Origin of the sequence: Burkholderia sp. BCC1993 (assembly GCF_905339865.1) — a bacterium.
GTDB lineage: Bacteria > Pseudomonadota > Gammaproteobacteria > Burkholderiales > Burkholderiaceae > Burkholderia.
The window spans coordinates 47,787-70,386 of the sequence record NZ_CAJPGZ010000002.1; the positions used below are offsets into that span (position 1 = coordinate 47,787).

Here is a 22,600-nt window from a genome sequence, read left to right on the forward strand (position 1 = left end):
GAGGGCGGGGCCGTGCGCGCATCAGAGCGCGACGCCCTTGTCGCCGACGAGTTTTTCGAGCATCCAGATCAGCGCGAAGTCGATCGCGACCGTGAATACCGCGAAGCAGAACACGGTCGGATCGAGCGACGACACGGTGCGGCTGTAGAGCCAGACCGGCAGGGTCATCGTGTCGATGCTGTACAGGAAGAACGTCACCGTGAACTCGTTGAACGACACGATGAACGCGAACAGCATCCCGGCGAGAATCCCGGGCCGCATCAGCGGCAGCACGACGTCGACGAGCGCGCGCCGCGGGCTCGCGCCCATCACGCACGCGGCTTCCTCGAAGTCGGGGCCGATCGACGCAACCGAGGCCGCGCAGTTCTTCACGGTGAACGGCAGCGTCAGGATCACGTGCGCAACCACGAGCCGCACGATGCCGAGCTCGACCGGCAGCGCATTGAACACGATCAGCAGCGCGAGGCCGAGCATCACGAGCGGATAGACGATCGGCAACGCGACGAGCTGCTCGACGAGCGCCTTGCCGCGGAAGCGGCAGCGCGACAGCGCGTAGGCCGCGGGCACCGACACGGCGGTCGCGATCAGCATCGTCGCGACCGCGACGACGAGGCTGGTCGTCAACGCGGCGCCCATCGACTGCGCGCTGCCCGCATCGGACGACACGAAGGTCTGCCAGGCGGCGCGATACCAGTGCAGGCTGAACTCGCGCGGCGGGAATTCGAGCGTTCCCGATGCGCCGAACGACATCGTGATCATCGTCAGGATCGGCAGTGCGGCGAGCAACAGCACGAGCGTCGCGAGCGCACCCGTCGCGCGGCCGAGGCGGCCGGGCAGGGGCGCGCGCAAGAGCAGGGTATTCATCGGTTCACCTCGCCGGCACGTTGCAGGGTGCGCACGAGGCGCTGGGACACCGCCATCACGACGAGCGTCGCGGCCATCAGCACGACGCCCGATGCCGACGCGGCGGGCCAGTTGAGCAGCGGTGCGACCTGGTCGTGCACGAGCACCGCGAGCATCGGCACGCGTCGGCCGCCGAGCAGCAGCGGCACCGCGAATGCGCTGGCGTTGTACGCGAACACGAGCAGCGCGCCGGCGACGAGGCCGGGCATCGCGAGCGGCAGCGTCACGTGCCGCAGCGTCTGCCAGCGGCTCGCGCCGAGCGTCGCGGCGGCTTCGTCGTATGCGCGGGACACCGCGCGCAGCGCGCTCGACAGCGGCAGCACGGCGAGCGGGAACGCGGTCTGGATCAGCCCGAGCAGCACGCCGTGCTCGCGGTACAGCAGTTGCAGCGGCCGATCGACGACGCCCGAGGCCAGCAGCGCGCGATTGAGCAATCCCGCCGGGCCGAGCATCACGAGCCAGCCATAACCTTGCAGCAGCAGGTTCACGAGCAGCGGCAGCAAGACGCCGGCGAGCATCAGCCGGCGCGCGAGCCGCGATTCGGTGCGCGCCATCGCGAGCGCGACCGGGATCGCGAGCAGCACCGCGCACACCATGCTCTGGAATGCGAGGCGCAGCGTGAGCCACAGCGATTTCGTGAAGTACGGGTCCGCGAGATCGACGTAGTTCTGCAGCGTGAAGGTCCGCCATTCGTCGCCGGATACGCCGACGCTCATACGCAACACGGTGAGCGTCGCGGCGACGAGCACCGCGAGGAACGCGAGGATCGGCGCGAGCAGCAGCCAGGGCGGCACGCCGGCCAGCGCGGGCCCGGCGTCCGAGCCGGCGCCGGCCGGTGTGCCGGCGGCCGGCGCCGCGTCGCGGGGGGAGGACAGGGAGGCCATGTCGTTACGCCGCGAAGAGGCCCGTGTAGCGCTTGATCCACGCCGGCTGGACGACGGCGAGCGCCTTGTCGTCGTGCAGCACGGCCTTCTCCGCGATCTGCTGCGGCGACGGCACGAACGCGCGGCTTTCCGCGGGAATCACGGCCTTGCCGTTCACGGGCCCGTTCAGCACGTCGGCCGCCATGCGGCCCTGTACGCCCGCGTCGAGCGAATGGTTGATGAATGCGTGGATCAGGTCGAGGTCGCCCGGATGCGCCTTCGGGATCACCGTGAACATCAGTTGCGTCGCGAAGCCTTCCTTCATTCCGTACGTCACGCCCATCTTGTAGTCGGGCTTGCGGATCTGGTCCGGGAAGAACGCCGGCGAATAGATGCCGCCGATGTCGAGCGAGCCGGTGCGGAACAGGTCGGCGACCTGGTTCGGGTTCTCCCCGAGGGTCATCACGCGATCCTTGAGCTGCGCGAGCTTTCGGAACCCGGGATCGATGTTCTGCTGCGAGCCGCCGGCCAGCTTCGCGGCGATGATCGCGAGGTCGACCGCTTCGGCCCATTCCGGCGGCGGCAGGAACAGCCGCCCCGCATATTTCGGATCCCACAGTGCCTCGTAGCTCGACGGTGCGCTCTTCACGGTCGCCGTGTTGTAGATCAGCCCGTCCGACCACAGCAGGTAGCCGATGCCGAAGCCGTTCGCGCCCGTGCGGTATTGCGGCGCGACGTCCTTCAGGTTCGGCAGCCGGTTCAGGTCGGGCTTCGCGAGCAGGCCGGCGTCGGCGAGGCCGGCCGCGCCGACGCCCGCGAGCGTGATGACGTCGTAGGTCGGCCGCTCGCCCGCGGCTTTGACCTTCGCGACCATCCCCGACGTGCCGTCCGCGCGATCGGCGATCACGCGTGCGCCCGTCTGCTTGCTGAAGGTTTCCGCGATGTTGCGCAGCGCGGCCGCGCCGGTATCGTCAGACCAGGTGAGCAGGCGCAGCGTCTTGCCCGCGAAGCTGCCCGACTGAGCCTTCGCAGTCCTGATGAACGGCATCGGAATGGCGGATGCGGCGAGTGCCGTGCCGAGGGTTTTGATCACCTGCCTTCTGCCCGCCTTGAAGTGTTGCATGGCCGTCTCCTGATGAACGATGCCGTGGGGTTCGATGCCGGTCGCCGAAGGGCGGCGCGGGGTGTGGATGAACTGTAGGGAGGTCAAATTTCCGCAACAAACGAAATATCCGCATGCGCGCCATGACTTAAACGCATGGGCCGCCGGCCTCAGCGGGCCGCCGTCATGACCTGCTTGATCTCCTGGAAGGCGGCCAGCCCGAACGGGCCGAGCTCGCGCCCGACGCTGCTGCGCTTGTAGCCGCCCCATGAGGTTTGCGGATAAATCAGTTGCGGTGTGTTGATCCACACGACGCCCGCCTCGAGCGCATTGGCGACCCGCCTGCCGCGCGCGGCGTCGCGCGTGACGACGGTTGCGACCAGCCCGTATTCGGTATCGTTGGCGGCCGCGATCGCGTCGTCCTCGGCGTCGAACGCGCGCACGCACAGCACCGGCCCGAAAATTTCGTCGCGCCATAGTGCGCAGCCGGCCGGCACGTCGGCGAACAGCGCGGGCCGGATGAAGTAGCCGGGGCCGGCGAGCGCGTCGCCGCCCGTCACGAGGCGCGCGCCGTCGGCGCGGCCCTGCGCGATGTGGTGCTTCACGCGTTCGTATTGCGCGCGGTTCGTCAGCGGGCCCATCTGCACGCCGGGTGCGAACGGCGGGCCGACGACGGTCGTCTCGATCCGTCGCGCGAGGCGCGCGATCAGGTCGTCGGCGAGCGGGGCGGCCACGAGCACGCGCGAGGTCGCCGAACACATCTGCCCGGCGTTGAACAGGCCGCCGCCCGCGATCAGGTCGACCGCGTGATCGAGGTCGGCGTCGTCGAACACGACGATCGACGATTTGCCGCCGAGTTCGAGACCGACGCCCTTGATCGTGTCCGCGGCCGTCTTCATGACCTGCGCGCCGACTGCCGTGCTGCCGGTAAACGACACCTTCGCGACGAGCGGATGCGCGCACAGCCGGGCACCGACCTCGTGGCCGGTGCCCGTCACGACGTTCAGCACGCCGGGCGGCAGGCCCGCTTCGGCGACGATCGCGGCGAGTTCGAGCTCGGGCAGCGGCGTGATCTCGGACGGCTTCAGCACGACGGTGCAGCCGGCGGCGAGCGCGGGCGCGAGCTTCCATGCGGTCGTGACCATCGGGAAATTCCACGGCACGATCAGCGCGGCGACGCCGGCCGGTTCGCGCCGGATCCACGCGCGATGGTCGCCGCCGGGCAGCGCGATCTCGGTTTCGCCGTCGGTGTCGAGGGCATCCGCGAGGCCCGCGTAGTAGTCGAAGGTGGCGATCACGTCGGCGACGTCGATCTCGGCTTCGGCGAACGGCTTGCCGTTGTTGAGCGACTGCAGTGTCGCGAGCCGCGTGCGCCGTGCGTCGACGCCGCGCGCGATGGCACGCAGCAGCGCCGCGCGCGTGGCGCCCGTCGTGCGTTTCCAGTCGCGAAACGCGCGCGAGGCGGCTTGCACGGCATGCTCGACGTCGGCGTCGCCGCCTGCGCTGACGTCGGCGATGACCATTTCCGTCGACGGGTCGACGACGGCCAGCGTCGCGCCGCTGACGCTCGTGCGCCACGTGCCGTCGATGAAGTGGCGCGTATGCAGCGGCGGATCGAACGCGAGATCCGGTGTCGTGCTCATCGCTGCACCTGACCGAACCAGGTTGCCTCGTCGATTTCGATCACGGTCGGCATCGTGCGTGCCGTCGCATCGCGCAGCGCGTCGGCCAGCGCGTCGGGCGTCGCGGCCGCCTGCGCCGCGCAGCCGAAGCCGCGTGCGAGCGCCTGGAAATCGGGCGTATACGGATCGACGCCGACCGGCGTGATGTCGCGCTCGACCATGTATTTGCGGATCTCGCCGTAGCCGCGGTTGTTCCATACGATCACGATCACCGGCACGCGAGCCTCGACCGCGCTCGCGAGCTCCGGCAGCGTGAACTGCAGGCCGCCGTCGCCGATCAGGCACACGACGGGCCGCGCAGGCGCGGCGAGCTTTGCGCCGATCGCGGCGGGCAGCCCGTAGCCGAGCGTGCCGTAGCCGGTCGACGAATTGAACCAGCTGCGCGGTGCCGGCGCATCGTGCGTGAAATTGCCGACATAGACGGGGCTCGTCGAATCGCCGGCGATGATCGCGCCGGGCAGTGCGGTGACGATGGTGTCGATCAGCCGTGCCTGGGCACGCGCGGCGCCGTCGTGGCCGGCCGCGATCGCGGCGCGCACGGCGGCCACCCGCGGCGCACCCCAGCCGGGCTCGGGTGCCGGTGCCGGCCTTTCGTGCAGGTGGGTCGACAGCGCGCCAAGCGCCAGCCGCGCATCGCCGGCGATGGCGATTTCCGCGCGCGCATTGCGCATCAGCTGTTGCGCGTCGATGTCGATGCGGATCAGCCGGCCGTCGATCGCGAAGCCGCCGTCGAACGTGACGTCGTAATCGGTTTCGCCGAGTTCGGTGCCGACCGCGAGCACCACGTCGGCCTCGCGGATCGCCGCGCGCGTGGCCGGCAGCGACTGGGTGGAGCCGATCAGCAACGGGTGGCCGGCCGGCAGCAGGCCCTTCGCGTTGATCGTCAGCGCGACGGGCGCGTGCAGGCGTTCGGCGAGTTCGCGCAGTTCCGTCGCGGCGTGAATCGCGCCGCCGCCGGCCAGGATCAGTGGCCGCCGGGCCTGAGCGAGCAGGTCGGCGGCTGCCGCGAGCGCGTTCGCATCCGGCGCGGGGCGCGCGGGCAGCGCGAGCGGCGCGGCGGGCAGCGCGGGCGCCGGCATCACGATCACGTCGAGCGGGATCTCGATATGCACGGGGCGCGGGCGCGCGCTTTCGAACACCGCGAAGGCGCGCGCGAGGACCTGCGGCAGATCGGCCGCGTCGAGCAGCGTGTGCGAGAACGCGGTGAGCCCCGCGAACACGTCGCGCTGCGACGGCAGCTCGTGCAGGCGGCCGTCGCCGCTGCCGAGCTCGCGCCGCGCGTTGACGCTCGAGATCACCAGCATCGGAATCGAATCCGCGTAGGCCTGTGCCATCGCGGTCGCGATATTGGTCATCCCCGGCCCGGTGATGATGAAGCAGACCCCCGGCCGGCCGGTGACGCGGGCATAGCCGTCGGCCATGAATCCGGCCCCCTGTTCGTGGCGCGGCGTCACGTGACGGATCGACGATGCGGCAAGGCCGCGATAGAGCTCGACGGTATGCACGCCGGGAATGCCGAACACGCATTCGACACCCTGGCGTTCGAGGAGATCGACGAGCGCTTCGCCGCAGGTGCGGGGGCGCGCATGGAACGGGGCGGCCGTGGCCGCGCAGGCCTCGGCAATGCAGGAGACAGGGGCGGGATGGTTCATGGATCGTGACGTGCCGATTGGGAGGGGGAGTGGCCCGTACCGCAAGCAAGGGGCATGAAGCGGATTGTCGGGGTCGATCGGCGGTGCCAACAATCGATAAGTTTTCATGCGGCGCATGAGCGCCGCGCATGGCGGCGTCGATGCTCGCCGACGGCCCGCGGCTTGCCGCGGCGAGCGGTCGTTATGCGCGGGAACCGTTCGGCCCGCGCACGATTCCCCGCGTACTGCTGCTTCGATCTCCATCGGTCATGCGCGTGACCGGATGTCCGTGGTTAGCGGGCCGGACCCGTCACCGGCATGCCCGGCCCGTCCTGCAGGCGAGCCCGCGACGGTCAGTGCGGCTCGGTGAAGCGCGGATCGATATACGCGTCGACGTCCTGCGACTGTTTGTACACGGCGTTACGCACGTTGAACGCATTCGCGTTGCGCGTCGAGCCATAGATCGAGTCGAGCCCGTCGCCCTTGCGGAACGCACGCTTCGCGGCAGCCTCGTCGAGCAGGTGCGTGCCCTTCAGCAGCGGCAGGTATTGTGCCGGCGCGAGCCCGACACGCGCGGACATGATCCTGACCGCGTCGGCCTGCGTCTTCGGGTCGTTGATGTACGCGACGCAGCGGTACCAGACCTTGACCACCTTTGCCCAGTCGGCCCGGCGCGCGGCGAGGCTCGCCGGCGCGACCGTGATCGCATCGTAGATCAGCCCCGGCGCATCCGCCGACGTGAAGATCGCCCGGGCGCCCGGCGCGCGCTTCAGCGCCTCGCCCGCGTTCGGCTGCCAGGCGGCCACCGCGGCGATGTCGGACGACGAACCGAGCACCTGCGGCAGTTCGTTGGTTTTCGCATTCACGAGCGTGACGTCGCCGTCCTTGAGCCCGTGCTTCTGCAGCGCGGTTTCGAGCAGCAGGTGATCGACCAGGCCGAGCTCGACGCCGACCTTCTTGCCCTTCAGGCCTTCGACGGTGCGCAGCGGCGGCTTCGCGACGATCATGTCGTTGCCGGCCGAATAGTCGGTCAGCAGGATCATGACGTTCTTCGCGCCGGCCGCGCCGGTGACGAGCGCATCGCCGTTGGTCGCCGCGACCGCGTCGAGCTTGCCCGCGGAAAACGCGTCGAGCGACGCCGAATAATCGAACCACTCGAAGTCGACGTCGACGCCGGCTTCCTTGAACCAGCCCTTGTCGAGCGCGACCTGGAACGCGACCCAGCCGGGCCAGTCGCTGTAGCCGATCTTCAGCGGCGCTGCCGCGTGCACGGCGGGCGCCGTCAACAGCGCGGCGGCCGTGACGGCGGCCCCCAATGCATGACGGACAAAACGGAGGGACGGCAGGCGGCGGAACGCCGGGGCGGGACGGGTCATCGTTGTTCTCCAGGAGACCGGGATCGGGATCGTCGATTCGGACCGTGCCTGTGCGCGGTCCGGCCGCGTGGCCGGTTCCTGCGGATGCGGAACGAACGAAGCGGCCACGGAGAGGCGCGACGGCCGTTGCCATCGCCAATCTCCCGGGCTTTTGTCCCGCCGTGTAGCGCGGGTGCGTCCGGTCTCGCGATCGGACGCACCCGCGCCGGGCTGCTCTCGGACCAGACGTTCGATGAACCGGAACCCTAGCACCCCTAAGATGCGACGCTGCCGCACCTCTCGGCGTCATGCCGAGCGAGAAGCGTGCCAATGGCACGCGGCCATGCGATTCAACGGCGCCGCGTGGTGCGCTGAAGTTCGATGAAGCGGGCGGAGAACAGCGCGCTCAATGCGCGCCGGAGCAGGTTGAGCTTGTTCATGAAGCGTGAGCTATCGAGTGACGATGCATCCGTTCAGCAATGCCCATGCCATCGTCGAACGCGCGGCGCAGGCGCGCGCGATCCGCACTGCTCCGGTGCGCGATCGCGTGCACATGGTGCGTCGCACGCCCGTTGCGAGGGCAAGCCGCCGCCGCCACCGATTCGTGCATGCCGCGCGTCGTCGCGCCGTCGTGCCGCGTCGTGCGGTCGTTGCGCGGTCGTCCTGTGGTCGTTGCGCGGCGGCTGGCACGCAACTCGCTTGATAGACGCTCGAGAGGTGCGAAGCAATTTGCATCATCTTCAGGATCGCTAGGGTTCCGGTCGTGCGGCGTTCGCGCCGCGCGATGACTGGTCCGAGAGCAATCCGGTCTTGCCTTCGCCTCGATTCGAGGAAACGGCGAGGCTCCACGGAGGGATAAAAGCCCGGGAGGTCGCGATGTCGTTCGGTCGCCCTCTCACGCCTTTTATCCAACCCTCCACGGAGCCGCCATGTCGCCGAGCCCCCAAGCCCTCCTTGCCCCGCCGCCGCACGTCGTGTGGGAAACGCTGATTCCCGCAGGCACCCACTGGTCCGGCATCCTGCGCCGCGGCCTCGCGCTGCGCGTCGTCGATGTCGAAGGCGGCGCGAATCTGTCCGCCGTGTTTCATCGCCAGGAAGACCCGCTCGAACGCTACAACATGGCCGATACGCTGAAGGCGCAGCACACCGCGCATCTCACGCGCGGCCACGCGCTGTACACGGACATGGGGCGCGTGATCGCGTCGATCACGGCCGACACGCTCGGCTGGCACGACCCGCTCGGCGGCGTCGGCGATGCGCGCTTGTTCGCGCACAAGTACGGCGCGACCTCGTACCAGGCCGATCGCAACGCGATGATCCGCAACGGCCGCGACAGCCTCGTGCTCGAGCTCGCGAAATACGGACTGTCGGCGCGCGATCTCGCCGCGAACGTCAACTTCTTCAGCCGGCTCGACACGCGCGACGACGGCACGCTCGATTTCGCCGCCGGACACTCGCCGGCCGGCAGCGCGCTCGACCTGCGCTTCGAGATGAACACGCTCGCGGCGTTCTCGACCGCGCCGCATCCGCTCGATCCGAGTACGGACTATGCGCCGAAGCCCGTGAAGCTGATCGCGTACCGCGCGTATCCGGCGGACGGCGCCGCGCCCGAGGACGACCCGTGCCGGCGCGCGTGCGCCGAGAACATGCGCGGCTTCACCAACACCGACCGCCTGTTCGCGTAAGGAGCCGGACCATGCCGATCATCGAAAGCCGTCTCGACCCGCGCGACGCGATCCACGACACCAAGCTGAACGCGGGCGAACCGTGGCTGCACGACCTGAAACGCGGCCAGATCTTCCGCATCCTCGACCTGGAAGGCAACCAGGCGGTCGACACGTTGTTCTACCGCACCGACGACACCGAGGAGCGCTACAGCGCGCAGGACACGATTCGTGCGCAGCGCAACCTGTACCTGAGCGCGGGCAGCGTGCTGCTGTCCAGCCGGGGCAACCCGATGGTGAAGATCGTCGCCGACACGTGCGGGCGCCACGACACGCTCGGCGGCGCGTGCGCGGCCGAGAGCAACACCGTGCGCTATGCGCTCGACAAGCGCTACATGCACAACTGCCGCGACAGCTTCCTCAACGCGATCGCGCACTGCACGTGCGGCGCGGGTGCGCGGCTCGGCAAGCGCGACCTCGTCGGCAACGTCAACTTCTTCATGAACGTGCCCGTCACGCCGCTCGGCGGGCTCACGTTCGAGGACGGCATTTCCGCGCCCGGCAAGTACGTCGAGATGCGCGCGGAGATGGACGTCACGGTGCTGATCTCGAACTGCCCGCAGCTCAACAACCCGTGCAACGGCTACAACCCGACGCCCGTGCGCCTCACGATCTGGGAGGCTGCATGAACGACGCCCACGCTCGCCATCGTTCGCGGGAGGCCGCATGAGATTCGCCAAAGTCCTCGTCGCGAACCGCGGCGAAATCGCGTGCCGCGTGATCCGCACGCTGAAGCGGCTCGGCATCGCGTCGGTCGCGATCTATTCGGACGCCGATCGCGACGCGCGTCACGTGGCGCTCGCCGACGAAGCCGTGCGGGTCGGACCGGCGCCTGCGGCCGACAGCTACCTGAACGTCGCGGCGATCCTCGCCGCCGCGCGCGAGACCGGCGCGCAGGCCGTACATCCCGGCTACGGCTTCCTGTCCGAGCATGCGGGCTTTGCCGACGCATGTGAAGCAGCGGGCCTGCGCTTCATCGGGCCGCGCGGCGATCACATGCGTGCGTTCGGCCTCAAGCACACCGCGCGCGCGCTCGCCGCCGCTCAGGGCGTCGCGCTGCTGCCGGGCACGGGCCTGCTCGACGACGTGGCGACGGCGCTCGCCGAAGCCGGCGCGATCGGCTATCCGGTGATGCTGAAAAGCACCGCGGGCGGCGGCGGGATCGGCATGTCGCTCTGCCGCGATGCCGCGCAGCTCGAGGCAGCGTTCGATTCCGTCGTGCGGCTCGGCAACGCGAACTTCGCGCATGCGGGCGTCTATCTCGAGAAGTTCGTCGAACACGCGCGGCACATCGAAGTGCAGATCTTCGGCGACGGCCGGGGCGGCGCGATCGCGCTCGGCGAACGCGATTGCTCGGTGCAGCGCCGCAACCAGAAGGTGATCGAGGAAACGCCCGCGCCGGACCTGACCGATGCCGAGCGCGACGCGCTGCACGCGAGCGCGGTGCGGCTCGCCCGCGCGGTCGGCTACGCGTCGGCTGGCACCGTCGAATTCGTGTTCGACGCGAACGCGCGGCAGTGCTATTTCCTCGAGGTGAATACGCGCCTGCAGGTCGAGCATTGCGTGACCGAAGCGGTGACGGGCGTCGATCTCGTGGAATGGATGATCCTGCAGGCCGAAGGCGACCTGCCGCCGCTCGACACGCTCGCCGTTGCGCCGCGCGGCGCGAGCATCCAGGTGCGGCTGTATGCGGAGGATCCGCACAAGCAGTTCCTGCCGAGCGCCGGCCTGCTCACGCACGTCGCGTTTCCGGACGACGTGCGCGTCGACGGCTGGATCGAAGCGGGCACCGAGATCAGCGCGCATTACGATCCGCTGCTGGCGAAGCTGATCGTGCGCGGCGATACGCGGCGCGACGCGCTGGCCGCATTGCAAGCCGCGCTGGCGCGTACCGAACTGTACGGGATCGAGACCAATCTCGACTACCTGCGCGCGATTGCCGGCTCGGACACGTTCGCGCGCGGCGCGCCGACGACGGCATTCCTGTCGCGCTTCGCGTTCGCGCCGCACACGATCGACGTGCTCGACGGCGGCGTGCAGACCACCGTGCAGCAGGCTCCCGGGCGCGTCGGCTACTGGAGCGTCGGCGTGCCGCCGTCCGGGCCGATGGACGATCGCGCGTTCGACCTCGCGAACGCGCTGCTCGGCAACGCGCGCGACGCGGCCGGGCTGGAATTCACGATGGTCGGCGCAACGCTGCGCTTCAACACGGCGACGCTGTTCGTGCTCGGCGGCGCGCCGCTCGCGGCCACGCTCGACGGCGAGCCCGCGCCGTTCTGGCAGGTGCTGCGCGCGCGGCCCGGCGCGGTGCTCAAGCTCGGCGGCGTGACCGGCGCGGGCGTGCGCGCCTGCCTGGCCGTGAAGGGCGGGCTGCAGGTGCCCGACTATCTCGGCAGCAAGGCGACCTTCACGCTCGGCCAGTTCGGCGGCCACGCGGGGCGCGCGCTGCGCAAGGGCGACGTGCTGCATCTGCACGCGGACGCGGGGCGCGGCGACGCGGGCGCGACGCTGGCCGCGGCCGAGGTTCCCGCGCTGACCCACGCATGGACGCTCGGCGTGCTCGACGGTCCGCACGGCGCGCCGGATTTCTTCACGCCCGACGACATCGCGATGCTCTACGGCACGCAGTGGACGGTCCATTACAACTCCAGCCGCACCGGCGTGCGGCTGATCGGCCCGAAGCCGCAATGGGCGCGTGTGGACGGCGGCGAGGCGGGCCTGCATCCGTCGAACATCCACGACAACGCGTATGCGATCGGTGCGGTCGATTTCACCGGCGACATGCCGGTGATCCTCGGCCCCGACGGTCCGAGCCTGGGCGGCTTCGTGTGCCCGGTGACGGTCGTGCGCGACGAGTTGTGGAAGCTCGGGCAGTTGCGCCCGGGCGATACCGTGCAGTTCGTGCGCGCCCGCGTGTCGCCCGCGCCTGCCGCCGCCGCGGTCGTGCCTGCGGCTTGCGCCGGCGCGCCGGACGATTGCGTGCTGCATCGCGATCCGGCGGCCGGCGGCGGCATCGGCGTGGTGTACCGGCGCTCCGGCGATCGCAACGTGCTGGTCGAATACGGGCCGCTCGTGCTCGACCTGAACCTGCGCTTTCGCGTGCATGCGCTGATGTGCTGGCTCGACGCGCACCGGCTGCCCGGCATGCTCGACCTGACGCCGGGGATTCGTTCGCTGCAGGTGCAGTTCGACGCGCGGACGCTGCCGCTTGCCACGCTGCTCGCGCATCTGCAGGCCGCGGAGCGCGAACTGCCCGACGTGGCCGACATGCGCGTGCCGAACCGCATCGTGCATCTGCCGCTGTCGTGGGACGACCCGTCGACGCGCGTCGCGATCGAGCGCTACATGCAGTCGGTGCGGCCCGATGCGCCGTGGTGCCCGAGCAATATCGAGTTCATCCGGCGCATCAACGGGCTGGCGAGCATCGACGACGTCAAGCGCATCGTGTTCGACGCGCGCTATCTGGTGATGGGGCTCGGCGACGTCTATCTCGGTGCGCCGGTCGCGACGCCGATCGATCCGCGGCACCGGCTGGTGACCACGAAGTACAACCCCGCGCGCACCTGGACGCCGGAGAACGCGGTCGGCATCGGCGGCGCGTATCTGTGCGTGTACGGGATGGAAGGGCCCGGCGGCTACCAGTTCGTCGGCCGTACCGTGCAGATGTGGAACCGCCACCGCACCACGCGCGAATTCGAGGCCGGCAAGCCCTGGCTGCTGCGCTTCTTCGACGAGATCCGCTTTTACGAAGTCAGCGAGGCGGAGCTGAGCGCGCTGCGCGCGGATTTCATCGCGGGCCGTGCGGCGCTCGAGATCGAGGAATCCGTGTTCGATCTGGGCGCATACAACCGCTTCCTGCGCGACGAGGCCGATTCGATCGCGACGTTCAAGGCCGCGCAGCAAACCGCGTTCGAAGCCGAGCGCGAGCGATGGCGGGCGGCCGGGCAGGCGGAATACGTCGGCGAAGCGGAGCCGGGCGACGGGCAGGCGGCGCGCGCGGCGGGCGCGCTCGACGACACGCAGCGGGCGATTGCCGCGGACGTGTCGGGCAGCGTGTGGAAGGTGCTGGTCGAAGCCGGCGAGCGCGTGACCGAAGGACAGGTCGTCGCGATCGTCGAGTCGATGAAGATGGAGGTGGCGGTGACGGCAACGGAAGACGGCACGATCGAGACGATCGATTGCGCGCCGGGCGCGGCGGTGGTGGCCGGCCAGCGGTTGATGGTGATGCGCGCGGGTGCTGCCGAGGAGGTCGCATGAACACGACGGAACGCGCCCTCCTGCCCGGGCTGCGCTCGATTGCCGCGCTGCGCGCGCGCTATGAAGCGGGCGACCTGACGCCGCACGCGCTCGTCGACGCGATCGCCGCACATGTCGACGCGGGCGACCCGCATCACGCGTGGATCCGGCCGCTGTCGCGCGCCGAGATGACGCGGTATGCCGACGCGCTCGCCGGGCGCGACATCGCGACGCTGCCGCTGTACGGCGTGCCGTTCGCGATCAAGGACAACATCGACCTCGCTGGGATCCCGACGACGGCGGCCTGTCCGGCTTATGCGTACACGCCCGCGCGCAGCGCGCCCGTCGTCGAGCGGCTGATCGCGGCCGGCGCGATTCCCGTCGGCAAGACCAATCTCGACCAGTTCGCGACCGGGCTCTCGGGGCAGCGCTCGCCTTACGGCGCGTGCCGCAATGCGCTCGATCCGCGCTACGCGTCGGGCGGGTCGAGTTCCGGGTCGGCGGTGGCGGTCGCACTCGGCGTCGCGACCTTCTCGCTCGGCACCGACACGGCCGGCTCCGGGCGCGTGCCGGCCGCGTTCCACGGCCTCGTCGGGCTCAAGCCGACCCGCGGCGTGGTGAGTACGCTCGGTGTCGTGCCGGCCTGCCGCTCGCTCGATTGCGTGTCGGTGTTCGCGCACTCGCCGGCCGATGCGCGGGCCGTGTTCGACGTCGCGCATGGCGTGACCGAAGGCGATCCGTACGGGCGCGCGTGGCAGCCGCTGCCGGGCGCTAGCGGACTGCGCGCGCATCCGGGGCGGCCGCTCGCGCAGCTGCGCTTCGGCGTGCCGCGTGCCGATCAGCTCGAGTTCTTCGGCGACGAATCGTATCGCGCGGCGTGGGGTACTGCGCTCGAACGCCTGCGCGCGACCGGCGCGCGGGTCGTCGAGATCGACTTCGGCCCGTTCCTGGCCGCCGCGCGGCTGCTGTACGAAGGCCCGTGGGTGGCCGAGCGGCTCGCCGCGATCGGCGCATTCGCCGCGCGGCAGCCCGATGCGCTCCATCCGGTGATCCGCGAAATCATCGGCGGTGCGTCGCGCTTCAGCGCGGCCGACGCGTTCGCGGCATTCGACCGGCTCGCGACGCTGCGCGTCGAGGCCGATCGCGCATGGGGCGGGCTCGATGCGATCGTGATGCCGACCTCGGCGACGACCGCGACCGTCGATGCGCTCGAAGCCGACCCGATCGGCGTCAATTCGCGCTTCGGCTACTACACGAATTTCGTCAACCTGCTCGACCTGTCGGCGATCGCGGTGCCGGCCGGCACGTGCGAAAGCGGACGGCATGCGGGCTTGCCGTTCGGGATCACGTTCGTCGGCCGCGCGCACGACGATGCGCGGCTGCTGGATCTCGCGCAGGCGTGGGTCGGCGGCGCCGTCGCGGGCGGCGATGCGGTTGTCGGCTATGCCGGGGCGCCGGTGCCGGTGGCACCGGCGCCCGGTGTGTCGTCCGGTGTGTCGTCCGGTGTGTCGTCCGGTGTGTCGTCCGGTGTGTCGTCCGGTGTGTCGTCCGGTGTGTCGTCCGGCGCGTCGTTCGGCGCGTCGTTCGGCGCGTCGTCCGGTGTGCCGTCAGGTGTGTCGCCCGGTGTGTCGTCCGGCGCGTCGTTCGGCGCGTCGTCAGGTGTGTCGTCCAGCGCGACGTCCAACGCGTCGTCCGATGTCGTGCGCGTGGCCGTCGTCGGCGCGCATCTGCGTGGCGAGCCGCTGAACGGGCAGCTCACGCAGCGGGGCGCGCGTTTCGTCGCCGCGACGACGACGGCCGCCGCCTATCGCCTCTACGCGCTGTCCGCGGCGGCCAGCGGCGGCGTCGCCAAGCCGGGCCTCGTGCACGTGCCGGACGGCGGCGCGCCGATCGCGGTCGAGGTCTGGGAGATGCCGGTCGACGCCTACGGCAGCTTCGTCGCCGGGATTGCGGCGCCGCTCGGCATCGGCACGCTGACGCTCGCGGACGGCTCGCGGGTGCAGGGTTTCCTGTGCGAAAGCGCGGCGCTCGACGATGCGCAGGACATCACGCGCTTCGGCGGCTGGCGGGCCTACCGCGCCCACGCCGCCGGCGGCGCATTGCAATGAACGCCCGGTCGCGCGTGGCCCCCGGGGCGTCGCGCGACCGGCACCCGCAACGATACGGAGATTCCCATGTCAATGACCCGCAACACGATCGGCTGGCTGGCCGTGCGCCGCGAACTGACGACGCGCGGCAAATGGACGCTCGGCCTCGCGTCCTTCCTGCTGCCGTTCGCCGTCTGGTGCCTGATCAGCTATGTGCCGTTCGTCTGGCATCCGCAGATGCGCATCACGAATCCCGGGAGCGTCGACTATTTCCAGGCCGGCATGCAGATCGAGCGCGACGTGTTCGACGACGAGCGCGCGCATGCGCGTGCGACGCACGCGGCCGTGCCCGAAGGCGTGCGCGCGAACCCGGTCTACCTGCCCGCGCCACACCAGGTGCTGCGCGCGTTCTACACGGCGTTCACGACGCCGCCCGCATCGCGCGACGGCGTGTGGCTGCACGAGAGCCTGTGGCACAGCATCCGGATCATCTTCTGGGGCTTCGTGATCTCGTCCGCGATCGGCGTGCCGCTCGGCATCGTCTGCGGCACCTTCAGTGTGCTCGCGCGGCTGCAGGAGCCGTTCCTGGAGTTCTTCCGCTACCTGCCGGCGCCGGCGTTCGGCGCGCTGATGGTCGCGATTCTCGGCATCTACGACGCGCCGAAGATCGCGATCATCGTGATCGGCACGCTGTTCCAGCAGGTGCTGATCATCGCGAACACGACGCGCAAGCTCGAATACGGGTTGTTCGAGGCCGCGATGACGCTCGGCACGAAGAAGCTGAAGCTGCTCACGCACGTCGTGATTCCGGGCGTGCTGCCGGACCTGTATCGCGACCAGCGGATCCTGCTCGGCTGGGCGTGGACCTACCTGATCGTCGCCGAGCTCGTCGGCACGAGTTCGGGCATCACGTGGTACATCAGCCAGCAGGCCCGCTACCAGCATTTCGACAACGTATACGCGGCGATCCTGATGATCGGGATCATCGGCCTCGGCACCGACATCGTGCTCGGGCTGCTCGGCCGCAAGCTGTTTCCGTGGGATCGCACGCTGAAAGCGTGACACCCGTTGACGCGCATCCATCGACCGATTTTCGCAGAGGGCATCATGCAGAATCCGCAAGCCGTTCCCGATTACCTGATTCAATCCGACGCGGTGCGCGAACGCTTCGCGCGGCTGAAAACCCGCGACGTGATTCTCGACGTACGCCATGTCGGCAAGCGTTTCGCGACGCCGCAGGGCGAGTGCGTCGCGCTCGACGACATCAGCTTCCGCACGCACCGGCGCGAGTTCGTGTGCGTGATCGGCCCGTCCGGCTGCGGCAAGTCGACGTTGATCCGCATCCTCGCGGGGCTCGAGGCGCAGACGAGCGGCGAGGTGCTGCTGGACGGCAAGCCCGTGCAGGGGCCGGGCGCCGACCGCGGGATGGTGTTCCAGGGCTATACGCTGTTTCCGTGGCTCACCGTGAAGAAAAACGTGATGTTCGGCCTGCGCATGAACGGCAGCAGCAGCGGCGAGGCCGAGCGCGAGGCGCTGCAGTGGCTCGATCTCGTCGGGCTGACGCGTTTCGCCGACGTGTATCCGCACCAGTTGTCGGGCGGGATGAAGCAGCGCGTGGCGATTGCCCGCGCGCTCGCGAACCGCCCGCGGATCCTGCTGATGGACGAGCCGTTCGGCGCGCTCGACGCGCAGACGCGTGCGCGGATGCAGACCCACCTGCTTGACATCTGGCGCAATATCGACGTGACGATCCTGTTCATCACGCACGACCTCGACGAGGCGATCTTCCTGGCGGACCGGATTCTCGTGCTGAAGGCGAACCCGGGCGGCGTGCAGGAACTGATCGAGGTGCCGGTGCCGCGGCCGCGGGATTATGCGCAGGTCAATACGCCCGAGTTCATTGCAACGAAGGCGCGGCTCGAAGCGCTGATCCATCCGAAGGAAGCGTTGGCCGCGGACGACGAAGGCGTCAAGCCGCACATGATCCGGATGACGGACGTCGCGGACAATGTCGAGTAGCGGGGGGAGCCGGGCGCGCGTATGTGCCCGTGATCTCGTACCGGGCGTGATCAGTACGACTGCATGACGGGTGCCCGGCCACGCTCGAGTGCGAACATTTGTCGTCAGTCGTTTTGCTGCGGATTTTTTCTTAATCTCTCGTGGCGGAATACGAGGTGAAATAATGCCGTTGCACGTTCGGTTCGGTAATGGCGAAGTTGGATGCGATTCGCGCGAGTCTTTTTGTTTCTATTTTGCGTGAAATGCGTGATTTAATTCACACATATGCGCATCAAGGTCGTGGGTTCGCTCGGGAAAATGGTGGCGTTAATTAAAAATATTATTGAAACGCTGAAATACTACTTTTTGGGTCGGCGCCCGCCTGACGCGTGCGTGCAGCATTCGACCCACGTTCCGGCACATCCACCAAAGGCTTCGCCCCGGATGCGCCGATTTTGCTTTATTAAAAATCATGTGAAATATCGGTTCAATCTGGAATATTGTTTTCGCAAATTGAAACCATTATAAAAAATAATCGAGAACTGTCAGCATTTACAGGTTCATTGGATTAACCGCTCGATGTAAATTCGAATCGCGGGACAAATTGATGTTTTCAAGGTTTCGTGCGAATCGATCACCCGATCGGTGATCGAAGGTCGCATGGAACGGTCCGCGCACCGGCAACCCCATTTACCTGAACGGGAGCTTCTATGTCACGCGTTACCGATGTGCTCGTCTCGATCGATACCGAAACCATTCTCCAGAAATATCCGAATCCCAGCCGGGATCCGAAAAACCCGACGCTGATCGACTGGAAGCACGTGTACATGGTCACGAACCAGGACAACGTCGTGTCCGGGCAGGCGGGCGGCGAACTCGACCTGAGAGCCCAGGTGGGCGACCTGATCCGATGGCGTGAAACGAGCCTGTCGCTGGGCTTCGAGAAGCAGGTCGTGTTCTACGGCTTCATCGCCAACCAGGGCCGCGACCTGATTTCGACGCCGACCCCGCGCAAGGCCACCGCATCGATCCCGATTCCGAACCCGAGCTCGCCGTCGACGCCGACCTGCCAGAAGGTGGACAACTACTACTGGTCGTCGGAAACGCTGTCGGAAGGCCGCGTCACCTACCACTTCTACTTCCAGATCATCGACCGCAACTGCCAGTCGCTGGGTTGCTATCAGTGGGACCCGTTCATCTCGATCCACAACTGATCTCGGCAGGCGGGCGGCCGCGCGACGGCTGCCCGCGTCATTGTCCCGTTCCGGAGGAAGTGCCATGCCTGGTCTTCGTTGCGATGTGCTTGCGATCGTCGATGCCGTCACGCTGCTGTCGGCCTATCCCGATGCGAGCCGGAACGCCGATGCGCCGACCGTGATCGACGGCCGGCACATCTACGTGGTGAGTCCCGGCGACACCGCGCCGCTCGGCCGCAACGACAGCCGGCTCTTTGCCGGCCTGTCGCCGGGCGACCAGCTCCGCCTGCGCGAAACGGCGCTGGCGCTGCGTGCCGAAGTGAGCGTCCTGTTCATCCGGTTCGCTTTGCGGGACGCCGGCATCGTCGCGCCGATCGAAGCGCAGGTGCGCGACGCCGCGACGCCGGTGCCGTCCGACGACGACCCGCTCCATCCGCAGTGCCGGCCGATGCCGGACCATTACTGGCGCGGCGACGTGCTGGCCGCGGGCGCCACCACGTGTACGGCCGATTTCGCCGTGCTCGACCGTGGCGGTGCGGTGTCCGGCTACTTCCGCTGGGAGGCGTCGATCGAGATCGCCGGCGGCCGCGCGGATTCGTAGAAGCCCGATTTCAAGCCGTCGCCGGACCGCGACGGCAACGTCAACCTGGCGTCCGATACCGGCTTCGGGCGATCTGTTGCGCGAATGCCGATTTCAGGCAGGATGCCGAACCGTTTGGCTCGCGGGCCGCTCGCGTTTCATGGGCAGCCGGCCTGTCCGGATCAGTTTCGCTCCCGTTCGAGCCAGCGTCGTTGCGATGCGTAAAGATGCGTGCGCATGGCCGCCCGGGCCATCGGCACCTCGCCGTTTTCCAGCGCGTGAAGGATGGACTCGTGTTCGTCGAACGCCCTGGCCAGTGATCGACTGCGGCGGGGTGATCGACGGCACGTCCAGCGTCGATCGGCTTGGCACCGCCTTCTTCCGGCACATGCTCGACCGTGCGTGCGGCAATCGCTCGAACAGCGCGTTGCACGGCTACGGCCAGAACGAATTCGTGCGGTGGCAGGCCGGCGTGATCGCCTGAGCGCGCTGCGCCCGCCGCGGCCGGGTTCCCCGCATTGCTGCCCGCTGATCCAATCCGGAATTTGTCTAGTCATCCTTGCGATTGGATCGTACGAGATGCACCAAACGCGTGCCTGAATTCCCCACGACGAGGCACGCCAGAGCCCTTAAATTAGGGGATTTCCCGCGTTTACCCGGTTTTTTTTGATCGCTGCTTGTCGCGCTGTTTTTCTTCTTGCATGCTTGTATAGACAAATTCCTGAGGCGGCTTGCTGCAGCACCGAAGGGATGACGAACCTCAACGCAAGGAGAAATCTCGTGAACGGCAAGCGGATCAAGTGGGCAATCAGGACGATCGGTGTCATCGCGGCTGCGGCGGCAACGCTCGGCGCACCGGCGCAGGCGAAGGAGTGGAAGACGGTGACGGTCGCGCTCGAAGGCGGCTACGCACCGTGGAACCTCACGCTGCCGGGCGGCAAGCTGGGCGGTTTCGAACCGGAGCTGCTCGCCAATGTGTGCGAGCGGATCAAGGTGCAGTGCAACATGGTCGCGCAGGACTGGGACGGGATGATTCCCGGCCTGCAGGCCGGCAAGTTCGACATCCTGATGGATGCGATTTCCATCACGCCGGAGCGCGAAAAGATCCTGCTGTTCTCGCGTCCGTATGCGGCGACGCCCGCGACGTTCGCCGTCACCGATACCAAGATCCTGCCGAAGGCCGCGCCCGGCGCGCCGATGGTCAAGCTGACGGGTGACGCGAACGCGGACAAGCCCACCGTCGACGCGCTGCGCAAGCAGCTGAAGGGCAAGACGATCGGCATCCAGTCGGGCACCGTCTATACGAAATTCATCAACGACAGCTTCAAGGACATCGCGTCGATTCGCGTGTACAAGACCTCGCCCGAACGCGACCTCGACCTCGTCGCCGGGCGCATCGACGCCTCGTTCGACGACGTCACGTACTACGCGGCGAACAACACGAAGAAGGACACCGCGTCGATCGTGCTCGCGGGGCCGAAGCTCGGCGGGCCGATCTGGGGGCCGGGTGAAGGGCTCGCGTTCCGCAAGCAGGATGCCGACCTGAAGACGAAGTTCGATACGGCGATCGGCGCGGCACTCGCGGACGGCACGGTGAAGAAGCTGGCCGACAAGTGGTTCAAGACCGACGTCACACCGTAAGCGCGCCGCCGCCGCGTGAGCGACTCGAACGACTCGAACGACGCGCGGCGGCAGGCATCCTGCCGATTCACTCAACGCTTGCCGGGAGGCACGCATGGCGATTCTTGAAATGCTCGGCTTCGGAACCGAAGGCTGGGGCGGTGTGCTGCTGCTCGCCGCACTGATGACGGTCGCGCTGACGCTCGCCGCGCTCGCGGTCGGCGCGGTGATCGGCGCGGCGATCGCGGCGGCGAAGCTGTCGCGCTACCGCAGCGCCCGCCTGCTCGGCGACCTGTACACGACGGTCTTTCGCGGCGTGCCCGAACTGCTCGTCATCTATCTGTTCTACTTCGGCGGCTCGACGCTCGTCACGGCCGTCGGCCAGTGGTTCGGCGCGGAAGGCTTCATCGGCGTGCCGCCGTTCGTGATCGGTGCGCTCGCGGTCGGCATGATCTCGGGCGCCTACCAGGCGGAGGTGTATCGCGCGGCGGTGCTCGCGGTGTCGAAGGGCGAGCTCGAAGCGGCGCGCGCGATCGGCATGCCGCGCAGCATGGTGCTGCGGCGCATCCTGGTTCCGCAGGTGCTGCGCTTCGCGCTGCCCGGTATCGGCAACGTGTGGCAGCTGAGCCTCAAGGACTCGGCACTGATCTCGGTCACCGGGCTCGCCGAGCTGTTGCGCACGAGCCAGATCGCCGCCAATTCGACCCACCAGTACTTCGTGTTCTTCGTCGCGGGCGGTGCGTTGTATCTGCTGATGACGGGCGTGTCGAACCGCGTGTTCAACCGGGCGGAAGCGATCGTCGGCCGGTCGTTCCGCCGCAATTTCGCGCGCAACTGACGGAGAACGTGCATGTCCCTCGATTTCGCTTTTTTCTTCGATACGCTGCGCCAGCTGCTCGCGGCCGTACCGACCACGCTCGGCCTGTTCTTCGCATCGCTCGTGCTCGGCGGCTTGCTGTCGCTCGTGATCGTCACGATGCGCGTGTCGCCGCGCTGGCTGCCGAACCGCTTCGCGCGTGCCTACATCCTCGTGTTTCGCGGCTCGCCGCTGCTGATCCAGATGTTCCTCGTGTATTACGGGCTCGGTCAGTTCGGCGTGATCCGCGAAAGCTTCATGTGGCCGCTGCTGCGCGAGCCTTACGTCTGCGCGGTGCTGTCGCTCGCGCTGTGCACGGCGGGCTACACGGCCGAGATCCTGCGCGGCGGGCTGATGGCCGTGCCGGTCGGGCAGATCGAGGCGGGCTATTCGATCGGCCTGTCGGGCTTCGCGCTGCTGCGGCGCGTGATCGGCCCGATCGCGTTGCGCCAGTGCCTGCCCGCGTATTCGACCGAAGCGGTGCTGCTCGTCAAGTCGACCGCGCTGGCCAGCCTCGTCACGGTATGGGAAGTGACGGGCGTCGCGCAGCAGATCATCCAGCAGACCTATCGGACGACCGAGGTGTTCGTCTGCGCTGCCGTGATCTATCTGGGCCTGAACTTCATCGTCGTGCGCCTGCTCGGCGCGCTCGAATGGCGGCTTTCCGGGCACCTGCGTGCGCCGAAGCCCACCGGTGCGCCCGCCGCGGCGACGCGCAATCCTCAACGCGTCGCGCCCTGAGCGTCCCCGTCCTTTCCAGGAGAATC

The 22,600-nt window shown here is 68.4% G+C and carries 19 protein-coding genes, 1 pseudogene and 2 riboswitches; of the genes and pseudogenes, 13 read left to right on the forward strand and 7 right to left on the reverse strand.

All coding sequences use genetic code 11. The features are described from left to right. Positions 1–21: 21 nt before the first annotated feature. The 6 genes from U4Y91_RS03005 to U4Y91_RS03030 form a co-directional block, all read right to left on the reverse strand. Positions 22–864: an ABC transporter permease gene (locus U4Y91_RS03005; protein ID WP_321803224.1), complete on the reverse strand. Its 843-nt coding sequence runs from the start codon at positions 862–864 to the stop codon at positions 22–24. Then, positions 861–1,787, reverse strand: coding sequence for an ABC transporter permease (locus tag U4Y91_RS03010; protein WP_321803225.1), 927 nt, complete (start codon positions 1,785–1,787; stop codon positions 861–863). Before U4Y91_RS03010 ends, U4Y91_RS03005 begins: the two co-directional genes overlap by 4 nt. A 4-nt stretch (positions 1,788–1,791) precedes the next feature. Then, positions 1,792–2,889: an ABC transporter substrate-binding protein gene (locus U4Y91_RS03015; protein WP_124523434.1), complete on the reverse strand. Its 1,098-nt coding sequence runs from the start codon at positions 2,887–2,889 to the stop codon at positions 1,792–1,794. Positions 2,890–3,038: 149 nt separating this feature from the next. Next, on the reverse strand, positions 3,039–4,511 hold the full coding sequence (locus tag U4Y91_RS03020) for an aldehyde dehydrogenase family protein (protein ID WP_321803226.1): 1,473 nt from the start codon (positions 4,509–4,511) through the stop codon (positions 3,039–3,041). Next, positions 4,508–6,202: a 5-guanidino-2-oxopentanoate decarboxylase gene (locus U4Y91_RS03025; protein WP_321803763.1), complete on the reverse strand. Its 1,695-nt coding sequence runs from the start codon at positions 6,200–6,202 to the stop codon at positions 4,508–4,510. The genes U4Y91_RS03020 and U4Y91_RS03025 overlap by 4 nt, the downstream gene beginning before the upstream one ends. Positions 6,203–6,534: 332 nt before the next feature. After that, the gene (locus U4Y91_RS03030) at positions 6,535–7,557 is read right to left on the reverse strand and encodes an ABC transporter substrate-binding protein (protein WP_321803228.1); all 1,023 of its coding nucleotides are present in this window, start codon (positions 7,555–7,557) and stop codon (positions 6,535–6,537) included. A gap of 138 nt (positions 7,558–7,695) precedes the next feature. Then, positions 7,696–7,817: riboswitch (guanidine-I (ykkC/yxkD leader) on the reverse strand. A gap of 182 nt (positions 7,818–7,999) precedes the next feature. Here U4Y91_RS03030 and U4Y91_RS03035 point away from each other — a divergent pair. The 9 genes from U4Y91_RS03035 (at position 8,000) to U4Y91_RS03075 (ending at position 19,378) form a co-directional block, all read left to right on the forward strand. After that, on the forward strand, positions 8,000–8,239 hold the full coding sequence (locus tag U4Y91_RS03035) for a hypothetical protein (protein ID WP_321803229.1): 240 nt from the start codon (positions 8,000–8,002) through the stop codon (positions 8,237–8,239). Between the two features lie 35 nt (positions 8,240–8,274). Next, positions 8,275–8,408: riboswitch (guanidine-I (ykkC/yxkD leader) on the forward strand. Between the two features lie 57 nt (positions 8,409–8,465). Beyond that, positions 8,466–9,221 (forward strand): urea amidolyase associated protein UAAP1, encoded by a 756-nt coding sequence (locus U4Y91_RS03040; protein WP_321803230.1) that lies wholly within the window; start codon positions 8,466–8,468, stop codon positions 9,219–9,221. 11 nt (positions 9,222–9,232) lie between these two features. After that, positions 9,233–9,889 (forward strand): urea amidolyase associated protein UAAP2, encoded by a 657-nt coding sequence (locus tag U4Y91_RS03045; RefSeq protein WP_321803231.1) that lies wholly within the window; start codon positions 9,233–9,235, stop codon positions 9,887–9,889. A gap of 37 nt (positions 9,890–9,926) precedes the next feature. Then, entirely contained in the window at positions 9,927–13,517 is a 3,591-nt protein-coding gene (gene uca, locus U4Y91_RS03050; RefSeq protein ID WP_321803232.1) for an urea carboxylase, read from the forward strand. After that, on the forward strand, positions 13,514–15,604 hold the full coding sequence (gene atzF, locus U4Y91_RS03055; RefSeq protein ID WP_321803234.1) for an allophanate hydrolase: 2,091 nt from the start codon (positions 13,514–13,516) through the stop codon (positions 15,602–15,604). The genes uca and atzF overlap by 4 nt, the downstream gene beginning before the upstream one ends. A 66-nt stretch (positions 15,605–15,670) precedes the next feature. After that, on the forward strand, positions 15,671–16,645 hold the full coding sequence (locus U4Y91_RS03060; RefSeq protein WP_321803236.1) for an ABC transporter permease: 975 nt from the start codon (positions 15,671–15,673) through the stop codon (positions 16,643–16,645). A 45-nt stretch (positions 16,646–16,690) separates the two neighbouring features. After that, positions 16,691–17,602 carry an ABC transporter ATP-binding protein gene (locus U4Y91_RS03065; RefSeq protein WP_321803237.1) on the forward strand — a complete coding sequence of 304 codons (912 nt, stop codon included), beginning with the start codon at positions 16,691–16,693 and terminating at the stop codon, positions 17,600–17,602. Positions 17,603–18,291: 689 nt separating this feature from the next. Next, positions 18,292–18,795, forward strand: a complete 504-nt coding sequence (locus U4Y91_RS03070) for an inclusion body family protein (RefSeq protein WP_257774819.1) — start codon at positions 18,292–18,294, stop codon at positions 18,793–18,795. Between the two features lie 64 nt (positions 18,796–18,859). Then, positions 18,860–19,378: an AidA/PixA family protein gene (locus U4Y91_RS03075; RefSeq protein WP_321803239.1), complete on the forward strand. Its 519-nt coding sequence runs from the start codon at positions 18,860–18,862 to the stop codon at positions 19,376–19,378. Between the two features lie 161 nt (positions 19,379–19,539). Here the strand turns inward: U4Y91_RS03075 and U4Y91_RS03080 are convergent, their stop codons facing one another. After that, entirely contained in the window at positions 19,540–19,674 is a 135-nt protein-coding gene (locus tag U4Y91_RS03080; protein ID WP_321803765.1) for an FCD domain-containing protein, read from the reverse strand. Between the two features lie 2 nt (positions 19,675–19,676). Between U4Y91_RS03080 and U4Y91_RS03085 the strand changes: the two are divergent. The 4 genes and pseudogenes from U4Y91_RS03085 to U4Y91_RS03100 all read left to right on the forward strand — a co-directional run. Next, a pseudogene (locus U4Y91_RS03085) lies at positions 19,677–19,841 on the forward strand (altronate dehydratase); the annotation flags it as partial. A 296-nt stretch (positions 19,842–20,137) separates the two neighbouring features. Beyond that, complete coding sequence (locus tag U4Y91_RS03090) at positions 20,138–20,998, forward strand: transporter substrate-binding domain-containing protein (RefSeq protein WP_257774882.1); 861 nt, start codon at positions 20,138–20,140, stop codon at positions 20,996–20,998. Between the two features lie 94 nt (positions 20,999–21,092). Further along, a complete protein-coding gene (locus tag U4Y91_RS03095) occupies positions 21,093–21,815 on the forward strand; it encodes an ABC transporter permease (protein ID WP_044845491.1) in 723 nt (240 codons plus the stop codon). Positions 21,816–21,827: 12 nt separating this feature from the next. Continuing rightward, on the forward strand, positions 21,828–22,574 hold the full coding sequence (locus U4Y91_RS03100) for an ABC transporter permease subunit (RefSeq protein WP_321803241.1): 747 nt from the start codon (positions 21,828–21,830) through the stop codon (positions 22,572–22,574). The last annotated feature ends 26 nt before the right edge of the window (positions 22,575–22,600 follow it).

Excerpts from the sequence above, each read along its gene's own strand:
- U4Y91_RS03005 (WP_321803224.1), bottom strand. The coding sequence starts at position 864 with ATGAATACCCTGCTCTTGCGCGCGCCCCTGCCCGGCCGCCTCGGCCGC.
- U4Y91_RS03010 (WP_321803225.1), bottom strand. The coding sequence starts at position 1,787 with ATGGCCTCCCTGTCCTCCCCCCGCGACGCGGCGCCGGCCGCCGGCACA.
- U4Y91_RS03015 (WP_124523434.1), bottom strand. The coding sequence starts at position 2,889 with ATGCAACACTTCAAGGCGGGCAGAAGGCAGGTGATCAAAACCCTCGGC.
- U4Y91_RS03020 (WP_321803226.1), bottom strand. The coding sequence starts at position 4,511 with ATGAGCACGACACCGGATCTCGCGTTCGATCCGCCGCTGCATACGCGC.
- U4Y91_RS03025 (WP_321803763.1), bottom strand. The coding sequence starts at position 6,202 with ATGAACCATCCCGCCCCTGTCTCCTGCATTGCCGAGGCCTGCGCGGCC.
- U4Y91_RS03030 (WP_321803228.1), bottom strand. The coding sequence starts at position 7,557 with ATGACCCGTCCCGCCCCGGCGTTCCGCCGCCTGCCGTCCCTCCGTTTT.
- U4Y91_RS03035 (WP_321803229.1), top strand. The coding sequence starts at position 8,000 with ATGCATCCGTTCAGCAATGCCCATGCCATCGTCGAACGCGCGGCGCAG.
- U4Y91_RS03040 (WP_321803230.1), top strand. The coding sequence starts at position 8,466 with ATGTCGCCGAGCCCCCAAGCCCTCCTTGCCCCGCCGCCGCACGTCGTG.
- U4Y91_RS03045 (WP_321803231.1), top strand. The coding sequence starts at position 9,233 with ATGCCGATCATCGAAAGCCGTCTCGACCCGCGCGACGCGATCCACGAC.
- uca (WP_321803232.1), top strand. The coding sequence starts at position 9,927 with ATGAGATTCGCCAAAGTCCTCGTCGCGAACCGCGGCGAAATCGCGTGC.
- atzF (WP_321803234.1), top strand. The coding sequence starts at position 13,514 with ATGAACACGACGGAACGCGCCCTCCTGCCCGGGCTGCGCTCGATTGCC.
- U4Y91_RS03060 (WP_321803236.1), top strand. The coding sequence starts at position 15,671 with ATGTCAATGACCCGCAACACGATCGGCTGGCTGGCCGTGCGCCGCGAA.
- U4Y91_RS03065 (WP_321803237.1), top strand. The coding sequence starts at position 16,691 with ATGCAGAATCCGCAAGCCGTTCCCGATTACCTGATTCAATCCGACGCG.
- U4Y91_RS03070 (WP_257774819.1), top strand. The coding sequence starts at position 18,292 with ATGTCACGCGTTACCGATGTGCTCGTCTCGATCGATACCGAAACCATT.
- U4Y91_RS03075 (WP_321803239.1), top strand. The coding sequence starts at position 18,860 with ATGCCTGGTCTTCGTTGCGATGTGCTTGCGATCGTCGATGCCGTCACG.
- U4Y91_RS03095 (WP_044845491.1), top strand. The coding sequence starts at position 21,093 with ATGGCGATTCTTGAAATGCTCGGCTTCGGAACCGAAGGCTGGGGCGGT.
- U4Y91_RS03100 (WP_321803241.1), top strand. The coding sequence starts at position 21,828 with ATGTCCCTCGATTTCGCTTTTTTCTTCGATACGCTGCGCCAGCTGCTC.